The sequence below is a fragment of the Kluyvera sichuanensis genome (assembly GCF_014218705.1).
Lineage (GTDB): Bacteria > Pseudomonadota > Gammaproteobacteria > Enterobacterales > Enterobacteriaceae > Kluyvera > Kluyvera sichuanensis.
In genome coordinates, this window is the sequence record NZ_JABBJF010000005.1 from 184,789 (window position 1) to 210,753 (window position 25,965).

Annotated in this window: 27 protein-coding genes; 11 read left to right on the forward strand and 16 right to left on the reverse strand. The window is 51.0% G+C overall.

From position 1 onward, the window contains the following. Nucleotides 1-67: 67 nt before the first annotated feature. The 4 genes from gpsA to HII27_RS08365 form a co-directional block, all read right to left on the reverse strand. Nucleotides 68-1,087 carry an NAD(P)H-dependent glycerol-3-phosphate dehydrogenase gene (gene gpsA / locus HII27_RS08350; protein ID WP_185667468.1) on the reverse strand — a complete coding sequence of 340 codons (1,020 nt, stop codon included), beginning with the start codon at nt 1,085-1,087 and terminating at the stop codon, nt 68-70. After that, nucleotides 1,087-1,554 (reverse strand): protein-export chaperone SecB, encoded by a 468-nt coding sequence (secB, locus tag HII27_RS08355; protein WP_064541041.1) that lies wholly within the window; start codon nt 1,552-1,554, stop codon nt 1,087-1,089. The genes gpsA and secB overlap by 1 nt, the downstream gene beginning before the upstream one ends. A gap of 84 nt (nt 1,555-1,638) precedes the next feature. Next, nucleotides 1,639-1,890, reverse strand: coding sequence for a glutaredoxin 3 (gene grxC, locus HII27_RS08360; RefSeq protein ID WP_185667469.1), 252 nt, complete (start codon nt 1,888-1,890; stop codon nt 1,639-1,641). 38 nt (nt 1,891-1,928) lie between these two features. Further along, nucleotides 1,929-2,360: a rhodanese-like domain-containing protein gene (locus tag HII27_RS08365; RefSeq protein ID WP_185667470.1), complete on the reverse strand. Its 432-nt coding sequence runs from the start codon at nt 2,358-2,360 to the stop codon at nt 1,929-1,931. Nucleotides 2,361-2,608: 248 nt separating this feature from the next. On the opposite strand from HII27_RS08365, the gene gpmM reads away from it, so the two are divergent. Genes gpmM through HII27_RS08380 form a run of 3 tightly spaced genes read left to right on the forward strand, consistent with a single transcriptional unit; the run spans nt 2,609 to nt 6,376 of the window. Then, complete coding sequence (gene gpmM, locus HII27_RS08370) at nt 2,609-4,156, forward strand: 2,3-bisphosphoglycerate-independent phosphoglycerate mutase (RefSeq protein ID WP_185667471.1); 1,548 nt, start codon at nt 2,609-2,611, stop codon at nt 4,154-4,156. A gap of 9 nt (nt 4,157-4,165) precedes the next feature. Beyond that, nucleotides 4,166-5,437 (forward strand): murein hydrolase activator EnvC, encoded by a 1,272-nt coding sequence (envC, locus tag HII27_RS08375; protein ID WP_185667472.1) that lies wholly within the window; start codon nt 4,166-4,168, stop codon nt 5,435-5,437. Between the two features lie 3 nt (nt 5,438-5,440). Continuing rightward, nucleotides 5,441-6,376 carry a divergent polysaccharide deacetylase family protein gene (locus tag HII27_RS08380; RefSeq protein WP_185667473.1) on the forward strand — a complete coding sequence of 312 codons (936 nt, stop codon included), beginning with the start codon at nt 5,441-5,443 and terminating at the stop codon, nt 6,374-6,376. Here the strand turns inward: HII27_RS08380 and HII27_RS08385 are convergent. The 3 genes from HII27_RS08385 to kbl all read right to left on the reverse strand — a co-directional run bounded on the left by HII27_RS08385 (nt 6,373) and on the right by kbl (nt 9,799). Continuing rightward, nucleotides 6,373-7,410, reverse strand: a complete 1,038-nt coding sequence (locus HII27_RS08385) for a glycosyltransferase (protein ID WP_185667474.1) — start codon at nt 7,408-7,410, stop codon at nt 6,373-6,375. The genes HII27_RS08380 and HII27_RS08385 overlap by 4 nt on opposite strands. A gap of 157 nt (nt 7,411-7,567) precedes the next feature. Next, complete coding sequence (tdh, locus tag HII27_RS08390; RefSeq protein WP_185667475.1) at nt 7,568-8,593, reverse strand: L-threonine 3-dehydrogenase; 1,026 nt, start codon at nt 8,591-8,593, stop codon at nt 7,568-7,570. Between the two features lie 9 nt (nt 8,594-8,602). Beyond that, entirely contained in the window at nt 8,603-9,799 is a 1,197-nt protein-coding gene (gene kbl, locus HII27_RS08395) for a glycine C-acetyltransferase (RefSeq protein ID WP_185667476.1), read from the reverse strand. Nucleotides 9,800-10,016: 217 nt separating this feature from the next. Here kbl and rfaD point away from each other — a divergent pair, with 217 nt between their 5' ends. The 3 genes from rfaD to rfaC are packed head-to-tail and all read left to right on the forward strand — an operon-like array spanning nt 10,017 to nt 12,967. Next, nucleotides 10,017-10,949, forward strand: coding sequence for an ADP-glyceromanno-heptose 6-epimerase (rfaD, locus tag HII27_RS08400; RefSeq protein ID WP_185667477.1), 933 nt, complete (start codon nt 10,017-10,019; stop codon nt 10,947-10,949). Nucleotides 10,950-10,951: 2 nt separating this feature from the next. Further along, a complete protein-coding gene (gene rfaF / locus HII27_RS08405; RefSeq protein ID WP_185667478.1) occupies nt 10,952-11,998 on the forward strand; it encodes an ADP-heptose--LPS heptosyltransferase RfaF in 1,047 nt (348 codons plus the stop codon). A 3-nt stretch (nt 11,999-12,001) separates the two neighbouring features. Beyond that, nucleotides 12,002-12,967, forward strand: coding sequence for a lipopolysaccharide heptosyltransferase RfaC (rfaC, locus tag HII27_RS08410; protein ID WP_185667479.1), 966 nt, complete (start codon nt 12,002-12,004; stop codon nt 12,965-12,967). Between the two features lie 134 nt (nt 12,968-13,101). Here rfaC and HII27_RS08415 read toward each other — a convergent pair whose 3' ends face one another. The 5 genes from HII27_RS08415 to HII27_RS08435 all read right to left on the reverse strand — a co-directional run bounded on the left by HII27_RS08415 (nt 13,102) and on the right by HII27_RS08435 (nt 18,470). Continuing rightward, nucleotides 13,102-13,872, reverse strand: coding sequence for a glycosyltransferase family 25 protein (locus HII27_RS08415; protein ID WP_185667480.1), 771 nt, complete (start codon nt 13,870-13,872; stop codon nt 13,102-13,104). Between the two features lie 128 nt (nt 13,873-14,000). Further along, nucleotides 14,001-14,798 carry a lipopolysaccharide core heptose(I) kinase RfaP gene (rfaP, locus tag HII27_RS08420; protein ID WP_185667481.1) on the reverse strand — a complete coding sequence of 266 codons (798 nt, stop codon included), beginning with the start codon at nt 14,796-14,798 and terminating at the stop codon, nt 14,001-14,003. Then, nucleotides 14,791-15,915 carry a glycosyltransferase family 4 protein gene (locus HII27_RS08425; RefSeq protein WP_185667482.1) on the reverse strand — a complete coding sequence of 375 codons (1,125 nt, stop codon included), beginning with the start codon at nt 15,913-15,915 and terminating at the stop codon, nt 14,791-14,793. The genes rfaP and HII27_RS08425 overlap by 8 nt, the downstream gene beginning before the upstream one ends. A 21-nt stretch (nt 15,916-15,936) precedes the next feature. Continuing rightward, on the reverse strand, nt 15,937-16,965 hold the full coding sequence (rfaQ, locus tag HII27_RS08430; RefSeq protein ID WP_185667483.1) for a lipopolysaccharide core heptosyltransferase RfaQ: 1,029 nt from the start codon (nt 16,963-16,965) through the stop codon (nt 15,937-15,939). A 254-nt stretch (nt 16,966-17,219) separates the two neighbouring features. Beyond that, the gene (locus HII27_RS08435) at nt 17,220-18,470 is read right to left on the reverse strand and encodes an O-antigen ligase family protein (RefSeq protein ID WP_185667484.1); all 1,251 of its coding nucleotides are present in this window, start codon (nt 18,468-18,470) and stop codon (nt 17,220-17,222) included. A 306-nt stretch (nt 18,471-18,776) separates the two neighbouring features. Here HII27_RS08435 and HII27_RS08440 point away from each other — a divergent pair, with 306 nt between their 5' ends. From HII27_RS08440 to coaD, 3 genes are all read left to right on the forward strand, one after another. Then, nucleotides 18,777-19,766, forward strand: a complete 990-nt coding sequence (locus HII27_RS08440) for a glycosyltransferase (RefSeq protein WP_185667485.1) — start codon at nt 18,777-18,779, stop codon at nt 19,764-19,766. Between the two features lie 243 nt (nt 19,767-20,009). Next, entirely contained in the window at nt 20,010-21,287 is a 1,278-nt protein-coding gene (gene waaA / locus HII27_RS08445) for a lipid IV(A) 3-deoxy-D-manno-octulosonic acid transferase (RefSeq protein ID WP_185667486.1), read from the forward strand. Nucleotides 21,288-21,295: 8 nt separating this feature from the next. Then, nucleotides 21,296-21,775, forward strand: coding sequence for a pantetheine-phosphate adenylyltransferase (coaD, locus tag HII27_RS08450; protein WP_185667487.1), 480 nt, complete (start codon nt 21,296-21,298; stop codon nt 21,773-21,775). A gap of 56 nt (nt 21,776-21,831) precedes the next feature. On the opposite strand, the gene mutM is transcribed toward coaD, so the two are convergent. The 4 genes from mutM to radC all read right to left on the reverse strand — a co-directional run bounded on the left by mutM (nt 21,832) and on the right by radC (nt 24,051). Next, nucleotides 21,832-22,641: a bifunctional DNA-formamidopyrimidine glycosylase/DNA-(apurinic or apyrimidinic site) lyase gene (gene mutM, locus HII27_RS08455; protein WP_185667488.1), complete on the reverse strand. Its 810-nt coding sequence runs from the start codon at nt 22,639-22,641 to the stop codon at nt 21,832-21,834. Between the two features lie 98 nt (nt 22,642-22,739). Continuing rightward, complete coding sequence (gene rpmG, locus HII27_RS08460) at nt 22,740-22,907, reverse strand: 50S ribosomal protein L33 (RefSeq protein ID WP_003024094.1); 168 nt, start codon at nt 22,905-22,907, stop codon at nt 22,740-22,742. A gap of 22 nt (nt 22,908-22,929) precedes the next feature. Then, nucleotides 22,930-23,166, reverse strand: a complete 237-nt coding sequence (gene rpmB, locus HII27_RS08465; RefSeq protein ID WP_002436699.1) for a 50S ribosomal protein L28 — start codon at nt 23,164-23,166, stop codon at nt 22,930-22,932. 219 nt (nt 23,167-23,385) lie between these two features. Then, entirely contained in the window at nt 23,386-24,051 is a 666-nt protein-coding gene (gene radC, locus HII27_RS08470; RefSeq protein ID WP_185667489.1) for a RadC family protein, read from the reverse strand. Between the two features lie 176 nt (nt 24,052-24,227). On the opposite strand from radC, the gene coaBC reads away from it, so the two are divergent. Further along, nucleotides 24,228-25,448 (forward strand): bifunctional phosphopantothenoylcysteine decarboxylase/phosphopantothenate--cysteine ligase CoaBC, encoded by a 1,221-nt coding sequence (gene coaBC, locus HII27_RS08475; protein ID WP_185667538.1) that lies wholly within the window; start codon nt 24,228-24,230, stop codon nt 25,446-25,448. After that, nucleotides 25,426-25,884: a dUTP diphosphatase gene (dut, locus tag HII27_RS08480; protein ID WP_185667490.1), complete on the forward strand. Its 459-nt coding sequence runs from the start codon at nt 25,426-25,428 to the stop codon at nt 25,882-25,884. The genes coaBC and dut overlap by 23 nt, the downstream gene beginning before the upstream one ends. Nucleotides 25,885-25,965: the final 81 nt, after the last annotated feature.

Sequence of the window (25,965 nt, forward strand, 5' to 3'; positions counted from 1 at the left end):
ACATATTGGAACGATCGGCAAGTCTGCGCTTGCCGGATCGTCGGGATGACAAAGGTTTCCTGCGTTTCTAGCTGCCGCTATGCTCATCCTTGCGTGCACGACCTAGTAAGGTCAATGCTGCCTCGCGCGCGTTTTTTCCGCAATATAATACCTGATAAATTTCCTCGGTTATTGGCATTTCGACACCTACACGGTGCGCCAACTCGCGGACTTCTTTGGTATTACGGTAACCTTCGACCACCTGGCCAATACTGTCCTGCGCTTCCTGAACCTGTGCGCCTTTCCCCAGCGCCATGCCGAAACGACGGTTGCGCGACTGGTTGTCGGTACAGGTCAGCACTAAATCGCCGAGCCCCGCCATACCCATAAAGGTCACGGGATCAGCGCCCAGAGCCACGCCGAGGCGCGACATTTCGGTCAGGCCACGGGTGATCAGCGCCGTACGTGCGTTCGCACCAAAGCCGATACCGTCGGAGATACCTGCGCCAATCGCAATCACGTTTTTCACCGCGCCGCCCAACTGGACGCCGATGAAATCCGGGTTGCTGTAGACGCGGAAGCTCTTGCCGCAGTGCAGCAACTGCTGCAAATCGTCAGCAAAGACCGGATCCGTCGCCGCCAGCGAAATTGCCGTTGGCATACCTGCAGCCAGTTCTTTGGCAAAGGTCGGGCCGGAAATCACCGCCAGTGGAATCTCGTCGCCCAGCGCTTCACGCGCCACGTCCTGCAACAGGCGGCCGGTTTCAGCCTCCAGCCCTTTCGTCGCCCATAACAGGCGCGCGTCAGGACGCAGCAGCGGTTTCATCTGGCGCAATACGTCGCCAAACACGTGGCTTGGCACCACCACCAGAATATCGCGGCTGGCGGCCAGCGCGGTCGCTAAGTCGCTTTCCAGATGGAGAGTATCAGGGAACGGAACGTCGGGAAGGAATGCCGCATTGCAGCGATCGTGCTGTAAGGTCGCGACATGTTTGGGATCGTGGCCCCAGAGTACAACCTGGTGCCCGTTTCTTGCCACGGTGATGGCAAGAGCGGTGCCGTACGAGCCGGCACCGATCACAGTCATTGAAGCATTAAGTGCGTTCATCAGGCATCCTGATGTTGTTCTGCACCTTCGCCAGCCTGCTGTTGCAGATAGTTCATGAACAGCGCATCAAAGTTAACCGGCGCAAGGTTCAGCTGTGGGAAAGTCCCACGGGAAACCAGGCTGGTGATGCATTCACGCGCATACGGGAACAGGATGTTCGGGCAGTATGCACCCAGGCAATGCGCCATCTGAGTCCCTTCAATACCTTCGATGGAGAAGATACCCGCCTGCTGAGTTTCGCACAGGAACGCGGTTTCTTCGCCAAGGGTCGCCGTTACGGTGACACGCAGCACCACTTCATACACGCCTTCAGCCAGTTGGTTGGAAGCCGTATCAAGATCAAGTTTAACCTCTGGCTGCCAATCTTTCTGGAAAACGTGTGGTGCATTTGGTGCTTCGAAAGAAACATCTTTGGTGTAGATGCGCTGAATCTGGAAAGCCATTTCTGCGTTGTTTTGTTCTGACATGTGTAAAAACCCTTTCGTGTTGTCCTTAAAAAAAGCGGTATGCCTCACGCCCGCCCAGGTCAGGCGTGAACGCTTCGCAAAGCATTAGCGCAGCAGGGGATCGAGTCCACCACGCGCATCAAGCGCGTACAAGTCATCACAGCCGCCAATGTGCTGTGCATCAATAAAAATCTGCGGAACCGTGGTACGGCCGCTGCGCTGAATCATCTCTTCGCGCTTTTCGGCGTTACCGTCGATTGGCAGTTCCTGGAAGGCAACGCCTTTTTCAGACAGCAGCGCCTTCGCACGATGGCAATAAGGACATGTCGCTTTGGTATAGATCTCAATCTTAGCCATGACAGCTCTCCTGACTTTACCCGATGAATGAGCCGGAATTATTTGCCGCGAACCAGAGGCAGGTTTTCACCGCTCCAGCCTGCGATACCTTCTTTCAGTACGAAGACTTTTTCAAAGCCGGCTTTCAGCAGCGCGCTAGCAGATTCAGTCGCCTGCATACCGGAACTGTCGGTCACGATAACCGGCTTGTCTTTGTGTTTGTCCAGCTCGCCAACGTTGTTGGCTTTAATTTCAGCCGGCAGCAGGTTCACAGAACCGGCGATGTGGCCTTTACGGAAATCGTCACGCTGGCGCAGGTCAACAACCACTGCGTCTTCTTTGTTAATCAGACGGGTCGCTTCACCACGGTTGATGACCTTAACTTTAGACATCAGCCCTTTAAAGGTGGTGACCAGTACGGCCGCCAGCAGCGCGATCCACGCGATGCTCAGGACAGGGTGACGACCAACGAATTGCATAATCTCTTGCATGGGGGGTAACAGCTCCCGACGTGTAATGTTTAAAAACCAGGGATGGAGTATACCTGCGGCGTGGCGCAAATACAGCCAGCGCGCGCGATGTAATGCGTTTTCTGCGGAGTGCTACGGAAAAAAGGGAGGAATTGTGCGTTTTTCAGCGCGCATCTCCCCGCTTTCTTTGATCTCTCGTTGTTATTTTATCGATTCAGCTGTAGTAAAATTACGCAAATTTTCTGTCTTTAGAGCATGAGGTTGTCGCAATGTCGGTTACTAAAAAACCTATGGTACTGGTGATTCTGGATGGCTACGGCTACCGCGAAGAGCATCAGGATAACGCTATTTACAGCGCTAAAACTCCGGTTATGGACGCGCTGTGGGCAAAACGTCCACATACCCTGATCCACGCTTCTGGCCTGGAAGTCGGTCTGCCAGACGGTCAGATGGGTAACTCTGAAGTCGGTCACGTGAACCTGGGCGCAGGCCGCATCGTGTATCAGGACCTGACCCGTCTTGATGTTGAAATCAAAGAGCGCACTTTCTTCGCTAACCCGGTGCTGTCAGGCGCAGTAGATAAAGCCGTTGCTGCGGGCAAAGCGGTACACATCATGGGTCTGCTGTCCGCCGGTGGCGTACACAGCCATGAAGACCACATCATGGCGATGGTCGAACTGGCCGCTGAACGTGGTGCAGAAAAAATCTACCTGCACGCCTTCCTCGACGGTCGCGACACCCCACCGCGCAGCGCAAACGGCTCCCTGCAGAAATTTGAAGAGAAATTTGCCGCGCTGGGCAAAGGCCGCGTGGCCTCCATCATCGGCCGTTACTATGCAATGGACCGTGACAACCGTTGGGATCGCGTTGAACAAGCTTACAACCTGCTGGTTGAAGCCAAAGGCGAATTCCAGGCTGACACCGCGGTTGCCGCGCTGGAAGCTGCTTACGCTCGCGATGAAAACGACGAATTCGTGAAAGCGACCGTTATCCGCGCAGCCGGCCAGGCCGATGCCGCAATGGAAGACGGCGATGCGCTGATCTTCATGAACTTCCGTGCTGACCGTGCGCGCGAAATCACCCGTGCATTCGTTAACGCTGACTTCGACGGCTTCAAGCGCCGCAAAGAAGTGAAGCTGGGCGACTTCATCATGCTGACCGAATACGCAGCAGATATCAAAGCGCCATGTGCTTACCCACCAGCCTCCCTGGAAAACACCTTCGGTGAGTGGATGGCGAAGCATGAGAAGACTCAGCTGCGTATTTCCGAAACTGAGAAATACGCTCACGTCACCTTCTTCTTCAACGGCGGCGTAGAAGACCCGTTCAAAGGCGAAGATCGCATCCTGATCAACTCCCCGAAAGTGGCGACCTACGACCTGCAGCCGGAAATGAGCTCCGCAGAGCTGACCGAGAAGCTGGTTGCGGCTATCGAAAGCGGTAAGTACGACACCATCATCTGTAACTACCCGAACGGCGATATGGTTGGTCATACCGGCGTGATGGAAGCCGCGGTGAAAGCGGTTGAAGCGCTGGATCACTGCCTGGATGAAGTTACCCGCGCCGTCGAGAAAGTGGGTGGCCAGCTGCTGGTTACCGCTGACCACGGCAACGCTGAGCAGATGCGTGACCCGGCTACCGGCCAGGCACACACCGCGCACACCAGCCTGCCGGTTCCGCTGATCTACGTGGGTGATAAATCCGTGAAAGCGGTGGAAGGCGGCAAGCTCTCCGATATCGCGCCAACCATGCTGACGCTGATGGGGATGGAAATCCCGCAACAGATGACTGGTAAGCCGCTGTTCATCGTGGAATAATCCTTCCCCATGAGGGGAAAGGCGATTTATTCCATTAAGTGGGCCGAGGCGACGCTTCGGTCCACGTTCTACGCCAGCGCACTCAGCGCTGGCGTATTGCTGTGCGCCGCGCCCGCCCATGCGGACGACCGCTCACAGCTCCAGTCTATTCAGGCCGATATCGCCGCTAAAGAGCGCGCGGTTCGCCAACAGCAGCAACAGCGCTCTACGCTTCTCGCCCAACTGCAAGCGCAGGAACAGGCCATTGCCGCCGCCGCGCGTCAGCTGCGCGACACACAAAACTCGCTGGCTCAGCTCAACACGCAAATTGCCAATATGAATGCCTCCATCGCTAAGCTGGAAAAGCAGCGTGCTGCGCAGGAGCGTAATCTGGCCGCGCAGCTTGATGCGGCGTTCCGCCAGGGCGAGCACACGGGTATTCAGCTTATCCTCAGCGGTGAAGAGAGCCAGCGCGGGCAGCGCCTGCAGGCCTACTTTGGCTACCTGAACCAGGCGCGCCAGGAGACTATCGCCGAACTTAAGCAGACGCGTGAAGAAGTCGCCACGCAGAAAACCGAGCTGGAAGAGAAGCAGAGCGAACAGCAAACGCTGCTGTACGAGCAGAAGGCCCAGCAGGCCAAACTCGAAGCGGCGCGTAATGAGCGCCAGAAAACCCTTTCCGGGCTCGAATCCTCCATCCAGGCAGGTCAACAGCAGCTCGGTGAAATGCGCGCGAACGAATCCCGTCTGCGTAGCAGCATTGCCCGCGCGGAAGCCGCCGCCAAAGCCCGCGCCGAACGCGAAGCGCGCGAAGCCGAGGCCGTGCGCGACCGACAGCAGGAAGCCACCCGTAAAGGCACCACCTACAAACCTTCCGAAAGCGAACGCTCGCTGATGGCCCGTACCGGCGGCCTGGGTGCGCCACGCGGTCAGGCCTACTGGCCGGTTCGTGGGACCACGCTGCATCGTTATGGCGAACAGCTGCAAGGTGAGCTACGTTGGAAGGGGATGGTTATCAGCGCATCGGAAGGCACCGAAGTGAAAGCCATCGCCGATGGACGCGTCATTCTTGCCGACTGGCTCCAGGGCTACGGTCTTGTGGTCGTGGTCGAGCACGGTAAGGGTGATATGAGCCTGTACGGTTATAACCAAAGCGCGCTGGTCAGCGTAGGCACCCAGGTGCGCGCCGGCCAGCCTATCGCTCTGGTGGGCAACAGTGGTGGTCAAGGCAGACCGTCACTCTATTTCGAAATTCGCCGTCAGGGTCAGGCGGTCAATCCACTGCCGTGGTTGGGAAGATAAGTTTTGCTTCAATTTCGCAGGGTAGTTCTGCTCAGTGCGCTGGCATTAGCCGCACCGAGTTACGCCGGTAAATTATCAATCGTTATCGATGACTTTGGTTATCGTCCACAGACGGAAAATCAGGTACTGGCGATGCCATCCACCATTTCCGTCGCCGTGTTACCCAACGCTCCCCACGCGCGTGAAATGGCCACCAAAGCCCATAACAGCGGGCACGAGGTGCTGATTCACCTGCCGATGGCGCCGCTCAGCAAGCAGCCGCTGGAGAAAGACACGCTTCGCCCGGATATGAGCAGCGATGAGATCGAGCGGATTATTCGCGAAGCCGTAGATAAAGTACCGTACGCCGTCGGACTAAATAACCATATGGGCAGTGCGATGACCTCCAGCCTGTTCGGGATGCAGAAGGTGATGCAGGCGCTTAGCCGCTACAACCTCTATTTCCTTGATAGCATGACCATCGGCAACAGCCAGGCCATGCGCGCCGCCAACGGTACCGGCGTGAAGGTGATTAAGCGTCGGGTCTTCCTGGATGATACGCAGAACGAAGCGGATATCCGCGTACAGTTTAATCGGGCTATCGATTTAGCACGCCGCAACGGTTCGGCTATCGCCATTGGCCACCCGCACCCGACCACCGTCCGCGTACTACAGCAGATGGTCTACAACCTGCCAGCGGATATCACCCTGGTACGTCCGAGCAGCCTGCTCAACGAGCCGCAGGTGGATACGTCTAAGCCTAACAACAGCCTGCCGCCTCAAAGCCAACCCACCGCACCGCGCAATCCGTTCCGCGGCGTAACGCTCTGCAAGCCGAAGAAACCGCTGGAGCCTGTATACGCCAGCCGTTTCTTCAACGTATTGAGCGAGAGCATCACCCACAGCACGCTGGTGAAATATATGCAGCAGCAGTGGCAGGGGTGGCGGCGGAGCAGTTAGCCTTTCAGACCCAAGGTTAAATGGGCCAGACGACGAGGCGTGAGTGACTTATCGCGCCACTGACCAAAGCGGATGGCCCATAGCATCACCTGATATGCCAGCTTCACGCTGCAAATGTTGCTCACCATCCGTTTAAACATCCCCGAAACATCCACCTCGGCAATCATTCGCTCGCGAATTTTCTGGTCCGGCTCTTTGCGAATGCAGTGGCAGACACGCAGCGCTTCGTAGATAACCTGTTGTTTAAACTCCGGGTATATTGGAATGCGCCCGGCGTAATCGTGGTTCATCTTATCGAGCAGGCGGGTAATTTTGATGTAATGACGCTGGTAGTCCAGGTTCTTCAGACCGGTACGCGGCAGACGACTGATGGAAGCGTCGTGGAGAAAATATTTGTACAGTGGCACTTCCGTGTAACGCGCGCGTTTAGCGTTAAACATGAATTCGGTCGTCCAGATTATATCCTGGTGGTGTAGACCCGAAATAAACGAGAGGCCTGCATCGCTGATGGTTTGGTGGCGGTAAACACCCATCCACACCACATGGCGCCAGCGACGGCTCGCGAGCCCTTTACGCAGCCAATCCGGCCCGGTCATGACCTCGGTCGAGCGAATGCGATCGGTAGGAATCGATGCCCAGGTTTTGCCCGTTTCGGCAATACACCAGTCAGCATTGCACTGCGCCACGTCCAGATTGTCCTTGAGCGCCATATTCATCAGCGTTTCGTACATTTCCGGGTAGGCAATGTCATCACCGTCAACGTAGGCAATGTACTCACCCTTTGCGACTTTCATCCCGGTATTTCGCGCCGCAGAAACGCCACCGTTACGCTGATGCAGCAGGTGAACGTGCGGATAGCGATCCGCATAGGATTGGGCGAGTTCTGCCGAGTTATCCGTCGAACCATCGTTAACGATGATTATCTCGATATTCTTCCAGGTTTGCGCGATCAGCGAATCCATACAAGCGATAAACGGCTCGCCGGTATTGTAAAGCGGCATTATGACGCTCAGGAGACCGGGGGTGTAGGTCATATAAAATCCTGCCAGACAGTGTAATTAACGGCAATATTTAACATATTAGACGGCAAAAAGTCAGAGAAAGTGTTGCACTCTATGCTGTGTCAGGGCAAAAAAAATCCCCGGGTATTCAACGCGAATCAATACCCGGGGACAACTTTCGTGAAAGCGATTAATCCCAGCTCAGAATCACTTTACCCGATTGGCCTGAGCGCATAGCGTCGAAGCCCTTCTGGAAATCGTCAATGCCGAAACGGTGGGTAATGATCGGAGACAGGTCCAGACCAGACTGGAGCAACGCCGCCATTTTGTACCAGGTTTCAAACATTTCTCGACCGTAGATACCTTTAATAAACAGCCCCTTAAAGATAACCTTGGTCCAGTCGATGGACATATCTGATGGTGGAATACCCAGCATCGCGATACGTCCGCCGTGGTTCATGGTGTCGAGCATAGAGCGGAACGCCGGCGGCGCGCCGGACATCTCCAGACCGACATCGAAGCCTTCGGTCATGCCCAGTTCAGCCATCACGTCGGTGAGATTTTCTTTGGAGACGTTGACCGCACGGGTGACGCCCATTTTGCGCGCCAGATCCAGGCGGTATTCGTTAACGTCGGTGATCACCACGTTACGCGCGCCCACGTGCTTAGCCACTGCCGCCGCCATCACGCCAATCGGGCCCGCGCCAGAAACCAGCACATCTTCACCCACCAGGTCGAATGAGAGCGCCGTGTGTACCGCGTTGCCGAACGGGTCGAAAATAGACGCCAGATCGTCAGAGATATTGTCCGGGATTTTGAAGGCGTTAAACGCCGGGATCACTAGATATTCTGCAAAACAGCCCGGGCGGTTCACGCCCACGCCAATGGTGTTGCGGCACAGGTGCGTACGACCGGCGCGGCAGTTACGGCAGTGACCGCAGGTGATATGGCCTTCACCAGAGACGCGGTCGCCGACCTTAAAGCCACGCACTTCCTGACCAATACCCACGACCTCACCAACATACTCGTGGCCCACCACCATCGGCACTGGAATTGTCTTCTGCGACCATTCATCCCAGTTGTAGATATGCACGTCGGTGCCACAAATGGCGGTTTTGCGAATCTTAATCAGCAGGTCGTTATGGCCGAGTTCCGGTTCAGGAACATCGGTCATCCAGATCCCTTCTTCCGCTTTCAGTTTGGATAACGCTTTCATCTCACACCCTTAGGCAATCACGCCCAGTTGTTTCCCGATGCGGGTAAAGGCTTCCACCGCACGTTCAATTTGTTCCGTCGTATGCGCCGCCGACATCTGGGTGCGAATACGCGCCTGGCCTTTCGGTACGACCGGGAAGAAGAAGCCGGTCACGTAGATCCCTTCTTTTTGCAGTTCGCGGGCAAAGTTCTGTGCAATCACGGCATCGCCCAGCATCACCGGGATAATCGCGTGATCGGCCCCTGCCAGCGTGAAACCTGCTGCGGACATTTTTTCGCGGAACAGACGCGCGTTTGCCCACAGGCGATCGCGCAGTTCAGCGCCAGACTCCACCATCTCCAGCACTTTGATAGAGGCAGCGACAATGGCTGGCGCCAGAGAGTTAGAGAACAGATACGGGCGGGAACGCTGACGCAACCACTCCACCACCTCTTTACGGGCAGCGGTATAGCCGCCGGACGCGCCACCGAGCGCTTTACCCAGCGTACCGGTGATGATGTCTACACGGCCCATCACGTCGCAGTATTCGTGGGAGCCACGGCCGCCCTCGCCAACAAAACCGACGGCGTGGGAGTCATCGACCATCACCAGCGCATCGTATTTGTCTGCCAGATCGCACACCCCTTTCAGGTTGGCAATCACGCCGTCCATGGAGAACACGCCGTCGGTGGCAATCAGCACGTGCCGCGCACCGGCTTCACGGGCTTCTTTCAGACGTTCTTCCAGTTCCTGCATGTCGTTGTTGGCGTAGCGGAAACGCTTCGCTTTGCACAGACGCACGCCGTCGATGATAGAGGCATGGTTCAGCGCATCGGAGATAATGGCATCTTCAGCGCCCAGCAGCGTCTCAAACAGGCCACCGTTCGCGTCGAAACAGGAGGAGTACAGAATCGCATCTTCCATACCGAGGAAGCTGGCCAGCTTCTGCTCGAGCACCTTGTGGCTGTCCTGGGTGCCGCAGATAAAACGAACGGAGGCCATACCAAAACCATGGCTGTCCATACCCGCTTTCGCAGCATTGATCAGTTCAGGATGGTTCGCCAGGCCAAGGTAGTTGTTGGCGCAAAAGTTGATAACGTGGCTGCCGTCGCCCACGGTGATATCCGCCTGCTGAGCGGAGGTGATAATACGTTCTTCTTTAAACAACCCTTCCGCACGAGCAGTGTCCAGGTCGTTCGTTAACTGTTTGTAGAAATCACCACGCATTGCAACTCTCCAGATCCGGTAAAATTTGGCACATATTACCCAAAGCTATACGCTGATACGAGATGATGCATGTCTGAATGAATTATTTGCAGCATAAATCACGCGGCCTGATGTTCACGACACGGCGAAAGGCTGAAGGCTTAGCAATGTGATGATATGATAAAGGGTATTCGTGCCCGGGATTGTCCAGGGCCTATTCATTTCAAAGGTTACAGTTATGATTATCGTTACCGGCGGCGCTGGCTTCATTGGCAGCAACATCGTGAAAGCGCTCAATGACAAAGGCATCACTGACATTCTGGTGGTGGATAACCTGAAAGATGGCACCAAGTTTGTGAACCTGGTCGACCTGGACATCGCCGACTACATGGATAAAGAAGACTTTCTGATCCAGGTGATGGCCGGTGAAGAGTTCGGTGAAATCGAAGCTGTCTTCCACGAAGGTGCCTGCTCCTCTACCACCGAGTGGGATGGTAAGTACGTGATGGATAACAACTATCAGTACTCCAAAGAGCTACTGCACTACTGCCTGGAACGTGAAATTCCGTTCCTGTACGCTTCTTCTGCAGCCACCTACGGCGGCCGCACCAGCGACTTCATCGAATCCCGCGAGTTCGAAAAACCGTTGAACGTGTACGGCTACTCCAAATTCCTGTTCGACGAATACGTACGTCGCATCATGCCGGAAGTAGACTCGCCAATCGTCGGCTTCCGCTACTTCAACGTTTACGGCCCGCGTGAAGGTCACAAAGGCAGCATGGCAAGCGTCGCGTTCCACCTGAACACCCAGTTGAACAATGGCGAGAGCCCGAAACTGTTCGAAGGTAGTGACGGCTTCAAGCGTGACTTCGTCTACGTTGGCGACGTTGCGGCAGTAAACCTGTGGTTCTGGGAAAACGGTAAATCCGGCATCTTTAACCTCGGTACCGGTCGTGCAGAATCCTTCCAGGCCGTCGCAGATGCAACCCTGGCGTACCACAAAAAAGGCAGTATCGAATACATTCCGTTCCCGGACAAACTGAAAGGCCGCTATCAGGCGTTCACCCAGGCCGATCTGACCAACCTGCGCGCTGCAGGCTACGATAAGCCGTTCAAGACCGTCGCCGAAGGCGTAGCGGAATATATGGCCTGGCTGAACCGCGACGCGTAAGTATGAAAATTTTGGTGATAGGCCCGTCATGGGTGGGCGACATGATGATGTCGCAAAGTCTCTATCGCACGCTCAAGGCGCGCTATCCCCAGGCGATAATCGACGTGATGGCACCTGCGTGGTGCCGTCCACTGTTATCGCGGATGCCGGAAGTCAATGAAGCGATCGCTATGCCTTTAGGGCACGGCGCGCTGGAAATTGGCGAACGGCGCAAGCTCGGTCATAGCCTGCGCGAACGGCGCTACGATCGCGCATATGTACTGCCTAACTCGTTTAAATCGGCGCTGGTACCGTTCTTTGCGGGTATTCCACTGCGCACCGGCTGGCGCGGAGAAATGCGCTACGGCCTGCTAAACGATGCGCGCGTGCTGGATAAAGAAGCCTGGCCGCTGATGGTCGATCGCTACGTCGCGCTGGCTTATGACAAAGGCGTGATGCGCTGCGCTAAAGATCTGCCGCAGCCGCTGCTGTGGCCCCAGTTGCTGGTTAACGAAGGGGAGAAATCCCTCGCCTGCAATGCGTTCTCGCTCTCCAGTGAACGTCCTATGATTGGCTTTTGCCCTGGCGCTGAATTTGGCCCAGCCAAGCGCTGGCCACACTATCACTACGCGACGCTGGCAAAACAGCTCATTGATGAGGGTAACCAGATTGTCCTCTTCGGTTCGGCAAAAGATCACGAAGCCGGCAATGAGATCATCGCTTCGCTGAGCGACGAACAAAAGGGCTGGTGCCGCAATCTGGCCGGCGAAACCCAGCTGGAACAGGCGGTCATCCTGATTGCCGCCTGCAAGGCTATCGTCACCAATGACTCTGGCCTGATGCACGTTGCCGCCGCGCTTAACCGCCCGCTGGTCGCGCTCTATGGGCCAAGCAGTCCTGACTTTACGCCGCCGCTCTCTAATAAGGCGCGCGTGATTCGTCTTATCACCGGCTATCACAAGGTGCGTAAAGGCGATGCCGCTCAGGGTTATCATCAGAGCCTTATCGATATTACCCCGGCCCGCGTGCTGGAAGAGCTTAATGCACTGCTAGCAAGCGAGGAAGCCTGACGCATGCGGGTTCTGATTGTCAAAACATCCTCCATGGGCGACGTGCTGCACACGCTGCCCGCGTTAACCGATGCCATGCGCGCCCTTCCCGGCATTCGCTTTGATTGGGTTGTTGAAGAAGGCTTCGCACAGATCCCGTCCTGGCACGAAGCCGTCGATCGCGTCATTCCAGTGGCGATTCGCCGCTGGCGTAAAGCGTGGTTCTCTGCGGCTATCAAAGCTGAGCGTAAAGCGTTTAAAGCAGCGGTTCAGGCCGTCACCTACGACGCGGTCATTGACGCTCAAGGCCTGGTAAAAAGCGCTGCGCTGGTCACTCGACTCGCCCATGGCGTCAAAAATGGCATGGACTGGCGTACCGCACGTGAACCGCTGGCAAGCTTGTTCTACAACCGCAAACACCACATCGCTAAAGCGCAACATGCGGTAGAACGGACGCGCGAACTGTTTGCCAAAAGCCTGGGATATGTCAAACCGGAAGCTCAGGGCGATTACGCTATTGCCCAGCATTTCCTGAATGAAGGCAATGCTGATGCTGATGCTGGGCAGTATGCCGTCTTCCTGCACGCCACCACTCGTGATGACAAGCATTGGCCGGAAGCGAAGTGGCGGGAACTTATTGGGTTATTAGATCACGCAGGAATACGTATTAAGCTCCCCTGGGGGGCGCCACATGAGGAGGCCCGCGCCAGACGACTAGCAGAGGGATTTGATTACGTTGACGTTTTACCGCGAATGAGTCTTGGAGATGTCGCCAGGATCTTAGCAGGCGCTAGGTTTGTTATATCCGTTGATACCGGATTAAGCCATTTGACCGCCGCACTGGATCGGCCGAATGTTACGCTATATGGCCCTACAGACCCGGGTTTGATTGGGGGTTACGGAAAGAATCAGGTCACATGTCGTGCCCCGGAAGGGAGGCTGGCTATGCTTGAACCCACTCAGGTTTATTCCCACATAGCATTGCTGTAATTTTTGGTACTCATCATCGCAGATATGTTAAACGTGCATTGATATCATCGCTTGCTGATTTAACCTATCTGCGGATTAATAAAACTATTTTACTGTAGCGTATTTCGCCCACGGTTAAATGGGGTCGCAGCCATTCACTTCCACCAACATAATCCGAGCAGAATTCGTCGGGAATGCCAGTATGAAGATGAAATCATAAGTCTAATAAACGATTTCTTCTTTTTCTTGCGATTTTTTATCTCTTGACGCTCTTTCTCTAACCAGCTCCCGGATAATTCCTCCGGATGATGGACAAAGTTTGCCATGTATATATCAGAAAAATAGCCCTGGCGCATCAGATATGCCCATTCGTCTATGATGAAAAAGTTATGTTCAAAACGGGATAGGAGTTTTTGAGCCATTTCAGCATTCATTAAATAACCACAGGCTCGCAAAACATACCCATGACCAAATATGACCTTACCGAAAGTCTGCCCACCAATTCGCTTAAGTTTAATTAGATTTAAGACAACTTTATTCTTATATCTTAAGCCATCCTGCCCGCCAAGTAGATATAATGTATCCTTATTGAGAACACGTTCATCGACAGTCGATATAAACTCCTTAAAGTCTTTATCGATTATTGCGTCATCCTCAAGGATGCAGACCCAATCTTGCCCACTCTGCAAAAACTGCTTAAATGCCTTCATATGGCTTAATGAGCAACCAAGTTCGCCATCCGTCGGGTTATGATTTACTCTGTGCTGAAAGTCAGTTAGCGATATCTTAGACTTTTCTTCGGCAGACAAAGTCTTGCCATAAAGAGCATCAACAAATGAATACTCAACATTTAATTCATTCATTATGTCTGATACGCGTTTCCGTCGGGTATCGTCAAAAGGAAGCGAAATGACCAGCACGTGCATGAGTTCAAACCCTCTAATATAAATTAAGCCAGCACCGTCACCATGAAAGATACATTGACAGTTACTGGCCAGCTGAATAAATTAAATTAACTATTCTATGTAGTTATATAAAATCTATCACTTCATATTTATAGTTTATTTTTTGATGTATGGTTGATAATTTTATCAGTCTTTCTTGCATAGGTTGCAAAGAGGCCTGACTCATCACGGATAATTGTATTCATGTCTTTTTCGAAGTATATCTTCAAGAATCTGAAATAGTCTCTTTGCGTTAAACCAATGTTTAACGAGGAGAAGTACAAGCCAATCAGATCCTTATTTCGCCAACGAATAGGCACCGAATTTCTTATCTGAGCCCGGTGTAAATCAATAACCGAGAGTTTAAACGCATTACCTTCAAAATTGGCCGGTTGATGCAATAAGAAGTGGCAGAGATAGCAATCACGGTGATTAACACCTCCCTGATGCATTTTTCTGACCATAACGGCAAGACGTTCAATTAATGCCATTTTAATTTTTCGCGAAGGTGGATTCGCCAGCCAATCTGCGCAATAGTCTTCCAGGCTAACCGCCGGGCTCAGATCCTCAGTGATAATAAATGAGATACGATTAAGTGGATTTAGCCCTTGCTGCCCGAAACCCACACCGTGCATTGTGTCGACACCCAATTCCTGCAGACGGTGGATCGCATTCCATTCTCTATCAGCTCCTAATACAGGCAAGCGTAAAGAGAATAAGTTCTTGATCACTTCTTTCAGTTTAGTTCCCTGGTGCCATTTCAGAAAATAGCTTTTTCCTGCAATCTCAAACCTTATCGTTCTACGCGTTTCGAGCTGTCTAAATGTTTCTCCCTGCAACTTCTGCACTTCAGAAAAAACATTTTTCCCTTTCCACAAGGATAAAAATGGTTCTTTTAACTCAACCATGGGCACCGCCTATAATAATATCAGCTGCTTTCTCAGGTAGACTATAAAGGTCTTGAGTATCAGCAAAGTGTTGTGCATTTTCTTGCCATGCAACTCTTCGCCCTGAGTCAGTTAAAGAAAAACAAACAGCTTCATTCAATAATTTTTGTTCAAATGGTTCATCAATAACAATACCGCAATTAGCATCTATAATATAATGGGCGTAACCACAAACGGCAGTTGTTATGACAGGCAAACCTGCGGCAATTGCTTCAACCAACACGATCCCTGCGGCTTCCTGATATGCCGGATGAATCAATAGATCGGCTGCCGCCATTAACTCAGAGACATCATTACGGCCGGGGAAGAATTTGATATTGTCAGCAACGCCACATTCTGTTGCCAATTTCATATAGCGCTCGGGCTTATCCTGACCAACAACAAACAGAATCGTTTGTTTGCGGACAAGTTCCGGTAAAGAAGCTATCGCCTTGATAGTTCTGTCGACACCCTTACGGGTAAAATCGGATCCGATTTGTATCATCAGATACTGGGAATCACTGATATCATTTTCTTTGCGGAAATTAGCTCTACAGTTTGGCGCCTGAGCGCTGTATTTTCTGTCCGGGTAAATTCCCGGAGGGAGAATATGGAAACGTGTTATCTCAGTATGATAATGTTTCTGAAAATCGGCAATTTGCTTATCCGTAAGCATCAACAGTTGTGTTGATGTCCCCGCAGCAAATGTTGCTTTCTCAAAGGCTGCATAATGCCGGTATCGTGGCGTCAGACGATAGAGAAAACCTTTTTCTTGCGCGACTTTTTCTGCGTAACAAACATCGGCAGCATAATACACGTCTAACCCTGGCATTTTATTAAAGCCAACAACACGTCCTGCTGGATTACTCTCAAGATGTTTACTTACCCAGCGATGATACTCTGCATTTTTCCCGTTATTGGAGCACGATTTCACAGGAACAATTATTATCTCCAGACTATCTGGAATATCTCCTTGCCATGATTGCGTGTAAACCCGCACATGGTGTCCGCGCGCTGCAACTGTCGACGCGATGCGTAAAAAATCACGCTGCAACCCACCAAAAGGGAAATATTTATACAAACAGAAGGCAATATCCATTTTATATATCCGGATGCTTTATTAATCGATTTTAGGTAACCGTGACTGTATCGCTTCAATCACGTCTTCCGCAGGTATAGCAGATAAATATTTCTTACTTCGATCAAGGTTTTCACGCGCAGGCATGGGTTGGTAATCACCAGCCCAAAATTGCGTCACATCATCAGACCATGGCCGCCAGGCGATATGATCGGTCGCGCCGAATAGACAAATGATGGGGGTTTTAACCGCTGCAGAGATATGCATCGGGGCAGAGTCTACGCCAATGAAAAGTACAGCATGATTAATTAATGCAGCAAGCTCAGGGAATGTTGTTTTACCGGCGATTTCCGTTAAGGGCTTAGTTTCACATCCCCTGGCAATCTCATCGACACAGGCAAGATCGCTTGCACCTGGTCCAGAAGTCAGTACGACCAGATACCCCAAACGATGTATCGCATCGATCACCTGGGAGAATCTCTCATTCTCCCACGATTTGAATTCTTGTCTCGCCGTTGGCTGTATAACAACATACTTTCTGGTATCAACCTGAGGGAGTTTTTTCCGAACGGATTGCCATACTGACTCCCCATAAACCATTTTCAGTACCGGGACTGATTCCTTTAGGTTTAATGGCATCAGAACAGACAAATTACGTTCAACCCAATGTTCGCCACTTAGCGGAACGTGATGGGTAAAGCTATCACGCCAGAATTTCTTATTTCTATGAGAAAAATCATGAGTTAATTTTATTGGGCAATCCAGGAAGCGACACAGTAAAGCGACTATCCACTGATCGGTAAGGTTAACCACTAAATCATAATGATTGCCGCGCAATACTCTGATCAGCATTAAGAAGTTTTTTGCTTTCTCAAAAGCAGAACTCTTCTTATTTTTTATCCCATACAATGCATGAATGTCAGGGTTTTCAGATAAAATTGGAATAGTATCTTCGTAGAGCAGAACATCAATATCTGCATCAGGATAATTTTTTTTAAGCGTACTGATGACCGGTGTGGTTAGTAACATATCACCGTGAAAGCGCATTTTTATTACCAGGATCTTTTTCACACTATACCCTTTCAGGTTATTGTTAATTTTAAATCACGCTACCGCCCCAGGCTCAACAGCTACCTGTGTACTGCAGATCACACCATCGCATTTTATCGGTTATATTATACCACTATTCACTTGACAATTCGATATCTATGAAAAGTTCTATGCGAAATAGAGAACAAATAAATGGCTTCAATATATAAAGCCATAGATTACATGATGAATATTGAGCCTATATTCTTAAATATATCACATAGGCTCATTTGATATTAATTCGTCACTCTGACTGGTTCATTTTTCTCATACAGCATCACAATAGCTATACTATATAAAAAGAATACGTTTATGAACATTTGCTCAAATAAGCAATACACCAAAATGTAACCAACCAGAGAGCAAAGTAATGAAATACTGAAAATGTCTTTTTGGGTTCTAGCACGGCCATATATATCTTTAAATGTAATGTAAAAGGCCGACACAAATAAAAGCAGCCCAATCACCCCTAAATTATAAAGAACTATTATAAAGAATGGCTCGTCTATATTATAGCCTTTGTTTCGCTCAGAATATACGCCTGGATTTTTCGGCGCATTGTGGTCCTCTAAATATTGGTTATATGTAGCATTGCCATACCCAATACCAAAGACGACATTATTGATATTCTTCATTACCAGAGGAAAACGGTCAGTGATGAGTTCATCGCGACTGGAAGTAACGTTTTTCATCTGTAGCGTTTGATCAACTTTCCGCTTTACCTGATCCACTGTATTGTAGGTACCGACCAGTAAAGCAGACATTATAATCAGCAGACTGCAGGTAGCTACCATAAATCTCTTAAGCGTTTTACTCACAAGGAATGAGATCATGAAAATCTCTACAACAATCGCTAAGATTCCACCCCGACTCCCGGTATATAACAAAAAGACAAATGCAAGCGCGGAAATGATATACAAGGCTACTTTAAGAAAAGTATTCTTTAATAAAACAGCCCCGGTCAATACAAAAGGAAATAGCATGACGACATAGAATGCGAAACCATAGCGAAGCTGTAGATACAATTCCTGCTGGTTATTTTTTATAATTCTTAAAATTGGTACCACTAAGACAATATAGGAAAGCGTTAGCATCGCCCCAATCACAAAAACCTGTCTCAGCGAGGCCTTGTGTTTGCTGAATGCACCAAAGAACAACATCATCACCAACGGGTAACGCCAGTCTTTTATCAATATGCTATAGGCGTGGAGGAATTTATTTTCATAAGTGAAAAATGCAATACAAAAAACACACCATAACGTGAAGAGAAGCAATGTTTTTCTCTTCTGTATGAGATCTAAAATATTATCTTTAATTTCAACACCGCTGACTTTTATATAATAAAAAGATAAAAGCACAGCGATGACAGAGGTTATATTGAGCACCCCTTGATTATCAATTGTAAATAACCCAAAGATCATTAGCAACAAAACTATTTTGCTTAAAATCAAGACGTTATCATTTTTACCATATCTTACTTGATTCATAAAATTGGAATCTCACCCATCAAAATTTCCTTGCTAATCAATAACAAGCGCTCAAACATACGATTTATAAGACATATTTTATTATAAAAAAACGTAAAAATCCCCTATTAATTTTGTCTCTTCCTCTCACCGCGCACCTTCGCTTTCCTTGCAAGAAAAACCAACATAACACAATGATTAATATATAAAATTTATCATGCATCTACCTCTTTCCTTCCTTTGCAGATTGTTCTATCCTATGCCAACAGAAGAGCGACTTTATCTCAGATAAACATCAGTGCGCTCTGAAAAATAAAAGGAATAAATGTGAAAGAAAATATAATAAAATATATTAAGAATGCACATATTGAAAATGATGATACAACAAATCCATGTGTCAACATTACCTATGGTGCTGATAGACCTTTTCTCTATGGAACCGGTGTTTCGATTACATCTGTCCTTTTAAATAACCGCGATATTAATTTTCACTTTCATATTTTTACTAATTACCTTGATGAACATCAACTTCATCTTTTTTCTACCCTGACAAAACAATATAATACCCGCATCACATTTTATGTATTAGATGACAATGAACTAAAAAATCTACCTACTGCATCTAAAGCATGGAATTATTCAATCTATTTTAGACTTATTGCGATTGATTACTTTGCAGATAAATTAACCAATATTATATACCTTGATTCTGATATCATATGTAAAGAGAGTCTTGCTCCCTTACTCAAAGAAGAATTCAATGACAATGTATTAATGGCTGTTCATGACAGGTTTGTCGATACCTCGGCTGTTGCCGGTATTAATCCGGGTCTATATTTCAACTCAGGATTCATGTACTTTAACCTTCCAGCATTAAAAGATATTAATTTGACTTTACAGGTCATTACAAAGGTCAATGAAAATCGTTTTTCACACCCCGATCAGGATGCACTGAATGTCCTCTTCAACGATCGCGTAAAAATTTTGGATCATAAGTTCAATTCATTCTTTAACATCGACACGTTAGCAAAAAAAGGTGGTGATGCCTTTAAAATCACACCACAAACAGTATTCATACACTATGTTGGCGTCACTAAACCCTGGCATGACTGGGCACAATTTTATGCTGAAGTAGAATACTTCAACGTCGCCAGAGAAAACTCACCGTGGAAAGATATTCCATTGTTAGCCCCCACTACATATAAACAGCTATCGAGAAAAAGTACGCATTTAAAGCACAATGGTCACGTGCTCAGTGCCTTTATTTTCTATATAAAATATTTAGTGAGAAAGTACCAAGCGAAGAAAAGTCGCTAATAAGCCGATGCTCTGCTTGCGTAAATGGTGATATTTCCGTCATATTTGATAAGGCGATCGGTTTTTAAGCCCATAACCATTCCTTTTCTAGCCTTTTGCTGCTGAGATGACAAAGTGGGGCAACACGACTCCGGCCCCCTTCTCATGATCCGTACAGTTTCCTCAAAAAATCAGCAAAAATGATGGTAAAGCCATAGTTAAATACATAGAATCCCCAGCACATCCATAAGCCAGCTACCATATATGCTCGAATTGCTTTACACCGCCCTCCTCTACCTTATCCAGCCTCTCATCTGGGTACGGCTTTGGGTGCGCGGACGTAAGGCTCCAGCCTATCGCAAACGCTGGGGTGAACGTTATGGTTTCTATCGCCAGCCGCTTAAACCCGGTGGCATTATGCTGCACTCCGTTTCCGTTGGTGAAACGCTGGCAGCCATCCCACTGGTTCGCGCGCTGCGTCATCGTTATCCTGATTTGCCGATTACGGTGACCACCATGACCCCAACCGGGTCTGAACGCGTTCAGTCGGCCTTTGGCAAAGACGTTCAGCATGTCTATCTACCTTATGATTTACCGGATGCTCTGAACCGCTTCCTCGATAAGATTGACCCTAAGCTGGTGCTTATCATGGAAACCGAACTGTGGCCGAACCTGATTGCCGCACTGCATCGCCGTCATATTCCGCTGGTTATCGCCAATGCCCGCCTTTCCGAGCGTTCTGCTGCTGGTTACGCTAAGCTTGGGTCGTTCGTGCGCACGCTGCTGCAACGTATTACGCTAATTGCGGCGCAGAATGAAGAAGACGGTAAGCGCTTTGTCGCGCTCGGTGCCAAAAATAGTCAGGTGACTATCACTGGCAGCCTGAAGTTTGATATCTCGGTTACGCCTCAACTGGCGGCCAGAGCCATCACGCTGCGCCGCCAATGGGCCCCGCATCGTCCGGTATGGATTGCCACCAGCACTCATGATGGCGAAGAGAGCATCATCATTGCCGCGCATAAAGCGCTGCTGCAGCACTATCCCGATCTTCTGTTAATTCTGGTGCCCCGCCATCCTGAGCGTTTCCCGGATGCCATCAACCTCACTCGTCAGGCAGGCCTGAGCTATACTACTCGCTCTTCCGGTGAAGTCCCTTCTGCCACCACCCAGGTAGTGATTGGTGACACGATGGGTGAACTGATGCTGCTCTACGGCATTGCCGACCTGGCGTTTGTCGGCGGTTCACTGGTTGAACGTGGCGGGCACAACCCGCTGGAAGCTGCTGCCCACGCCATTCCGGTGCTGATGGGGCCGCATACTTTCAACTTCAAAGATATCTGTGCTCGTCTGGAGCAGGCCAGCGGCCTTATCACGGTCACCGATGCCGCCAGCCTTGAGAAAGAAGTGGCTTCGCTGTTAGCCGATGAAGACTACCGTAGTTTCTATGGCCGTCATGCCGTTGAGGTTCTTTACCAGAATCAGGGCGCACTGCAGCGTCTGCTACAACTTCTGGAGCCTTACCTACCACCGAAAACGCATTGAGGATGGCTATGCAAAAACGGGCGATTTATCCAGGCACCTTCGATCCTATTACCAACGGTCACCTTGATATCGTGACCCGTGCAGCCTGCATGTTTGACCATGTTATCCTCGCTATTGCAGCCAGTCCCAGTAAAAAACCGTTGTTCGATCTGAGCGAGCGCGTGGCGTTGGCCCAGCAGGCAACGGCGCACCTTGATAACGTTGAGGTAATGGGTTTTAGCGACCTGATGGCTAACTTTGCGCGGACGCAGCAGGCCAATATTCTGATTCGCGGCCTGCGCGCCGTGGCTGACTTCGAGTATGAAATGCAGCTGGCGCATATGAATCGCCACCTGATGCCGGAGCTGGAAAGCGTCTTCCTGATGCCCTCCAAAGAGTGGTCGTTTATCTCATCTTCGCTGGTGAAAGAGGTGGCACGTCATCATGGTGATGTGACCCACTTCCTGCCGGTGAACGTGCATCAGGCGTTGATGGAGAAGCTGAAGTAGGCTTTGGTGTCGTTCCCGGCGGCGCTTCGCTTGGCCGGGCTACGTACGTGTAGGTGTTATTTCTGGCACTGTTTGCAGTAAAACGTCGCCCGCTGCGCATGCTTGCTCGCCACAATCGGCGCCCCACATATCCGACACGCTTCCCCTTTACGTCCATATACCTGCAATTCCTGAGCAAAATAGCCCGGCTTACCGTCGCTTTGCAGGAAGTCTTTTAGCGTCGTCCCGCCTTGCTCAATCGATCGTGCCAGCACCGCTTTGATCGCGTCAACCAGCCGTTCACCCTCTTCTCTTGAGAGCGAGGACGCCAGCCGATCCGGGTGGATCCGCGCGGCGAATAGTGATTCGCTGGCGTAGATATTCCCCACACCCACGACCAGCTTGTTATCCATCAGCCAGGGTTTGATCGCCGTTTTCTTCTTCGCACACTTCACCAACAGATAATCGGCGTTAAATTCCGCGCTGAGCGGCTCTGGGCCAAGATGCGCGAGCACGCTGTGCCCTTCCAGCTCCGTGGTCCATAGCCAGGCACCAAAGCGACGTGGGTCGGTATAGCGCAGCACTTTGCCGTTACTCATCACCAGGTCGACGTGGTCATGTTTTTCTGCGGGGAGTTCTTCAGACAGGATACGCAGGCTGCCAGACATCCCCAAATGAATGATTATCCAACCATCGGGCAGTTCAAGCAGAAGGTACTTTGCACGCCTCTGAACGCTCAGGACGGGCTTATCGCTCAAGCGGTAGATTTCATCAGAGACAGGCCAGCGCAGGCGACCGTTGCGAATCACAGCGTACTGGATGGTGGCACCGACCAGGTGTGGTTCAATACCCCGGCGGCTGGTTTCAACTTCAGGTAATTCAGGCATAGCGTCTCCGACTCAAATACAGATCTCTCTATTATGGGGACGCGCAGAAAACAAAAAACCCCGCCGAGGCGAGGTTTTTCGTGACATCAAAACTAAAATTATTTGATTTTAGCTTCTTTGTACAGAACGTGCTGACGGACAACTGGATCGAACTTTTTCAGTTCCAGTTTTTCCGGTTTAGTACGTTTGTTCTTCGTGGTGGTATAGAAGTGACCAGTACCAGCAGAAGAAACCAGCTTGATTTTCTCGCGAATACCTTTAGCCATGATTTATTTCCTCTTTAAGTACTTAGTACTTTTCGCCACGGGCACGCAGTTCGGACAGAACTGTATCGATGCCTTTCTTATCAATAACACGCATACCTTTAGCAGATACACGCAGGGTGACAAAACGCTTCTCGCTCTCAACCCAGAAACGGTGAGAGTGCAGGTTCGGCAGGAAACGGCGTTTAGTCGCGTTCAGTGCGTGGGAACGGTTGTTACCGGTCACCGGACGCTTGCCAGTAACTTGGCAGACTCGGGACATGTCTATTCTCCAAAAATCAAATTAGCTCGAGCTTCGTATGGGGTATCGGCGCCTCGTCAGGCTTTACAGCCCGGTCATCGCGTAGTTCTAAGTGAACTCTCGATTGCCAGGCCCAAATGCCAAACCCGAGATTCTCAAAGGTGGCGTAGTATACGCTGACACGAGGATATGCTCAAGTCCCGAACAGACAAAGATCCCGGTGGATCGCGTAATTATCCGCTAAATCCAGCCTCGTTCGGCAAAAGAAACATACTCACCGCGGCCAATAACCAAATGGTCTAGTACACGTACATCCATGAATTGGCAACACTTTACCACTCTTTCGGTGATAAGTCTGTCTGATTTACTCGGTTCGGCATTTCCTGATGGATGATTATGCGCGAGGATCACCGCCGCGGCATTCACTTTGATGGCTTCTCGTACAATTTCACGCGGGTGAACCTCCACATGATTCAACGTTCCGGAAAAAAGTCGACTATGTTTCAGGACCTTGTGCCGGTTATCGAGAAAGATGACCACAAAGATTTCTCTTTCTTCATCGGCCAACTGGCTTTGTAAAAATTCTCGCGCCAGCTCCGGACTCAACAGGGAATCTTCTTCCAGCACCCGCACGCTGAAGTAGCGACGCGCCAGTTCAGCAATACCTTTGAGCTGAGCATATTTGGCAATCCCCATCCCATCAATCTGAGTCATCTCCTCCTCGCTAGCAGAGAGTAGCCGGTAGAGCGACCCAAAATGCCGAAGCAGGTCGTGAGAATAGCGCATCACGCTTTTTTCACGCGTCCCCGTGCGTAAAAACAGCGCCAGCAATTCGGTATCTGACAGCGTCTCAATGCCATACCGCTGCATCTTTTCCCGCGGCATCATCGCTTCTGCACTCTCCATAACGGCCTCCTTCCGATAGCTGCCGCCATGCTGTCACAACGCGTATCGCGCCGCACGACTGAGATCTTGCGCTTGCGTAGCGCCTCGCAAAGTGTCGATGTCACAAGCGCACGACCCCGAAAGGATTGTGATAAAATACGCGGATTCTGGTGTCCCCCTAACAGGAAAGAATCATGATGAGCCTGGCCGGTAAAAAAATTGTTCTTGGCGTCAGCGGCGGCATTGCTGCCTACAAAACGCCGGAACTCGTACGTCGCCTGCGCGACCGCGGCGCAGACGTACGCGTTGCCATGACGGAAGCTGCAAAAGCTTTTATCACCCCGCTGAGTCTGCAAGCCGTTTCCGGCTATCCGGTCTCTGATAGTCTGCTTGATACCGCCGCTGAAGCCGCAATGGGGCACATCGAGCTGGGGAAATGGGCTGACCTCGTTATTCTGGCACCCGCGACGGCAGACCTGATTGCCCGCGTGACCGCGGGGATGGCAAACGACCTGGTCTCGACTATCTGTCTCGCCACGCCGTCTCCCGTTGCCGTAGTGCCAGCCATGAATCAGCAGATGTACCGCGCTGCCGCCACTCAGCACAATCTTGAGGTATTAGCCTCGCGGAATATGCTCATCTGGGGCCCTGACAGCGGCAGTCAGGCCTGCGGTGATGTCGGCCCGGGGCGCATGCTCGACCCGCTGACCATCGTTGATATGGCGGCTGCGCACTTTTCGCCCGTCAAAGATTTGCAACATCTGAACATCATGATTACCGCTGGCCCCACTCGTGAGCCGCTGGATCCCGTACGCTACATCACCAACCATAGCTCCGGGAAAATGGGCTTTGCGATTGCCGAAGCGGCCGCACAGCGCGGCGCCAACGTTACGCTGGTTAGCGGCCCGGTATCGCTGCCAACGCCAGCCTTCGTGCAGCGCGTTGATGTGACGACCGCTGAGGAGATGAATGCGGCCGTTCAAGCTGGCGTTGCCGGGCAGCATATTTTCATCGGTTGTGCCGCCGTCGCGGACTATCGCGCTGCCGTGATTGCCGACGAAAAAATTAAGAAGCAGGATACTCAGGGTGATGAATTCACAATAAAAATGGTGAAAAACCCTGACATCGTTGCCGGCGTTGCAGCACGAAAAACCGAGCGACCTTACGTCGTAGGATTTGCCGCCGAAACGAATAATGTGGAAGAATATGCGCGGCAAAAGCGTAGCCGCAAGAACCTTGATCTGATTTGTGCCAACGACGTTTCTCAATCAAATCAAGGCTTTAATAGCGACAACAATGCATTACATCTTTTCTGGCAGGACGGCGAGAAGCGCTTACCACTCGCCAGTAAGTCACTCCTGGGCCAACTATTATTGGACGAGATCGTTACCCGTTATGATGAAAAAAATCGACGTTAAGATTCTGGACTCGCGTATTGGTCAGCAGTTCCCGCTGCCGACCTATGCCACTGCTGGCTCAGCAGGCCTTGACCTGCGCGCCTGTCTTGATGACGCCGTAGAGCTGGCGCCGGGCGAGACCACTTTACTGCCAACCGGTCTGGCGATTCACATTGCCGACCCTTCCCTGGCCGCTGTGATGCTGCCGCGTTCTGGCCTGGGTCACAAGCACGGTATCGTGCTGGGCAACCTGGTCGGGCTGATTGACTCCGACTATCAGGGTCAGCTGATGGTTTCCATCTGGAACCGTGGGCAAACGACCTTCACCATTGAGCCTGGCGAACGCGTTGCGCAAATGGTGTTTGTTCCTGTCGTACAGGCCGAGTTTAATCTGGTCGAATCGTTTGAAGCCACCGATCGTGGCGAAGGTGGTTTTGGCCACTCCGGGCGTAAATAGCGCGCCCTAAGGCGCACCCGCCCAGCGCGGTGCGCCCGTTTTTACGTATCTCACGGTGTCATAATGCGAATACATCACTGC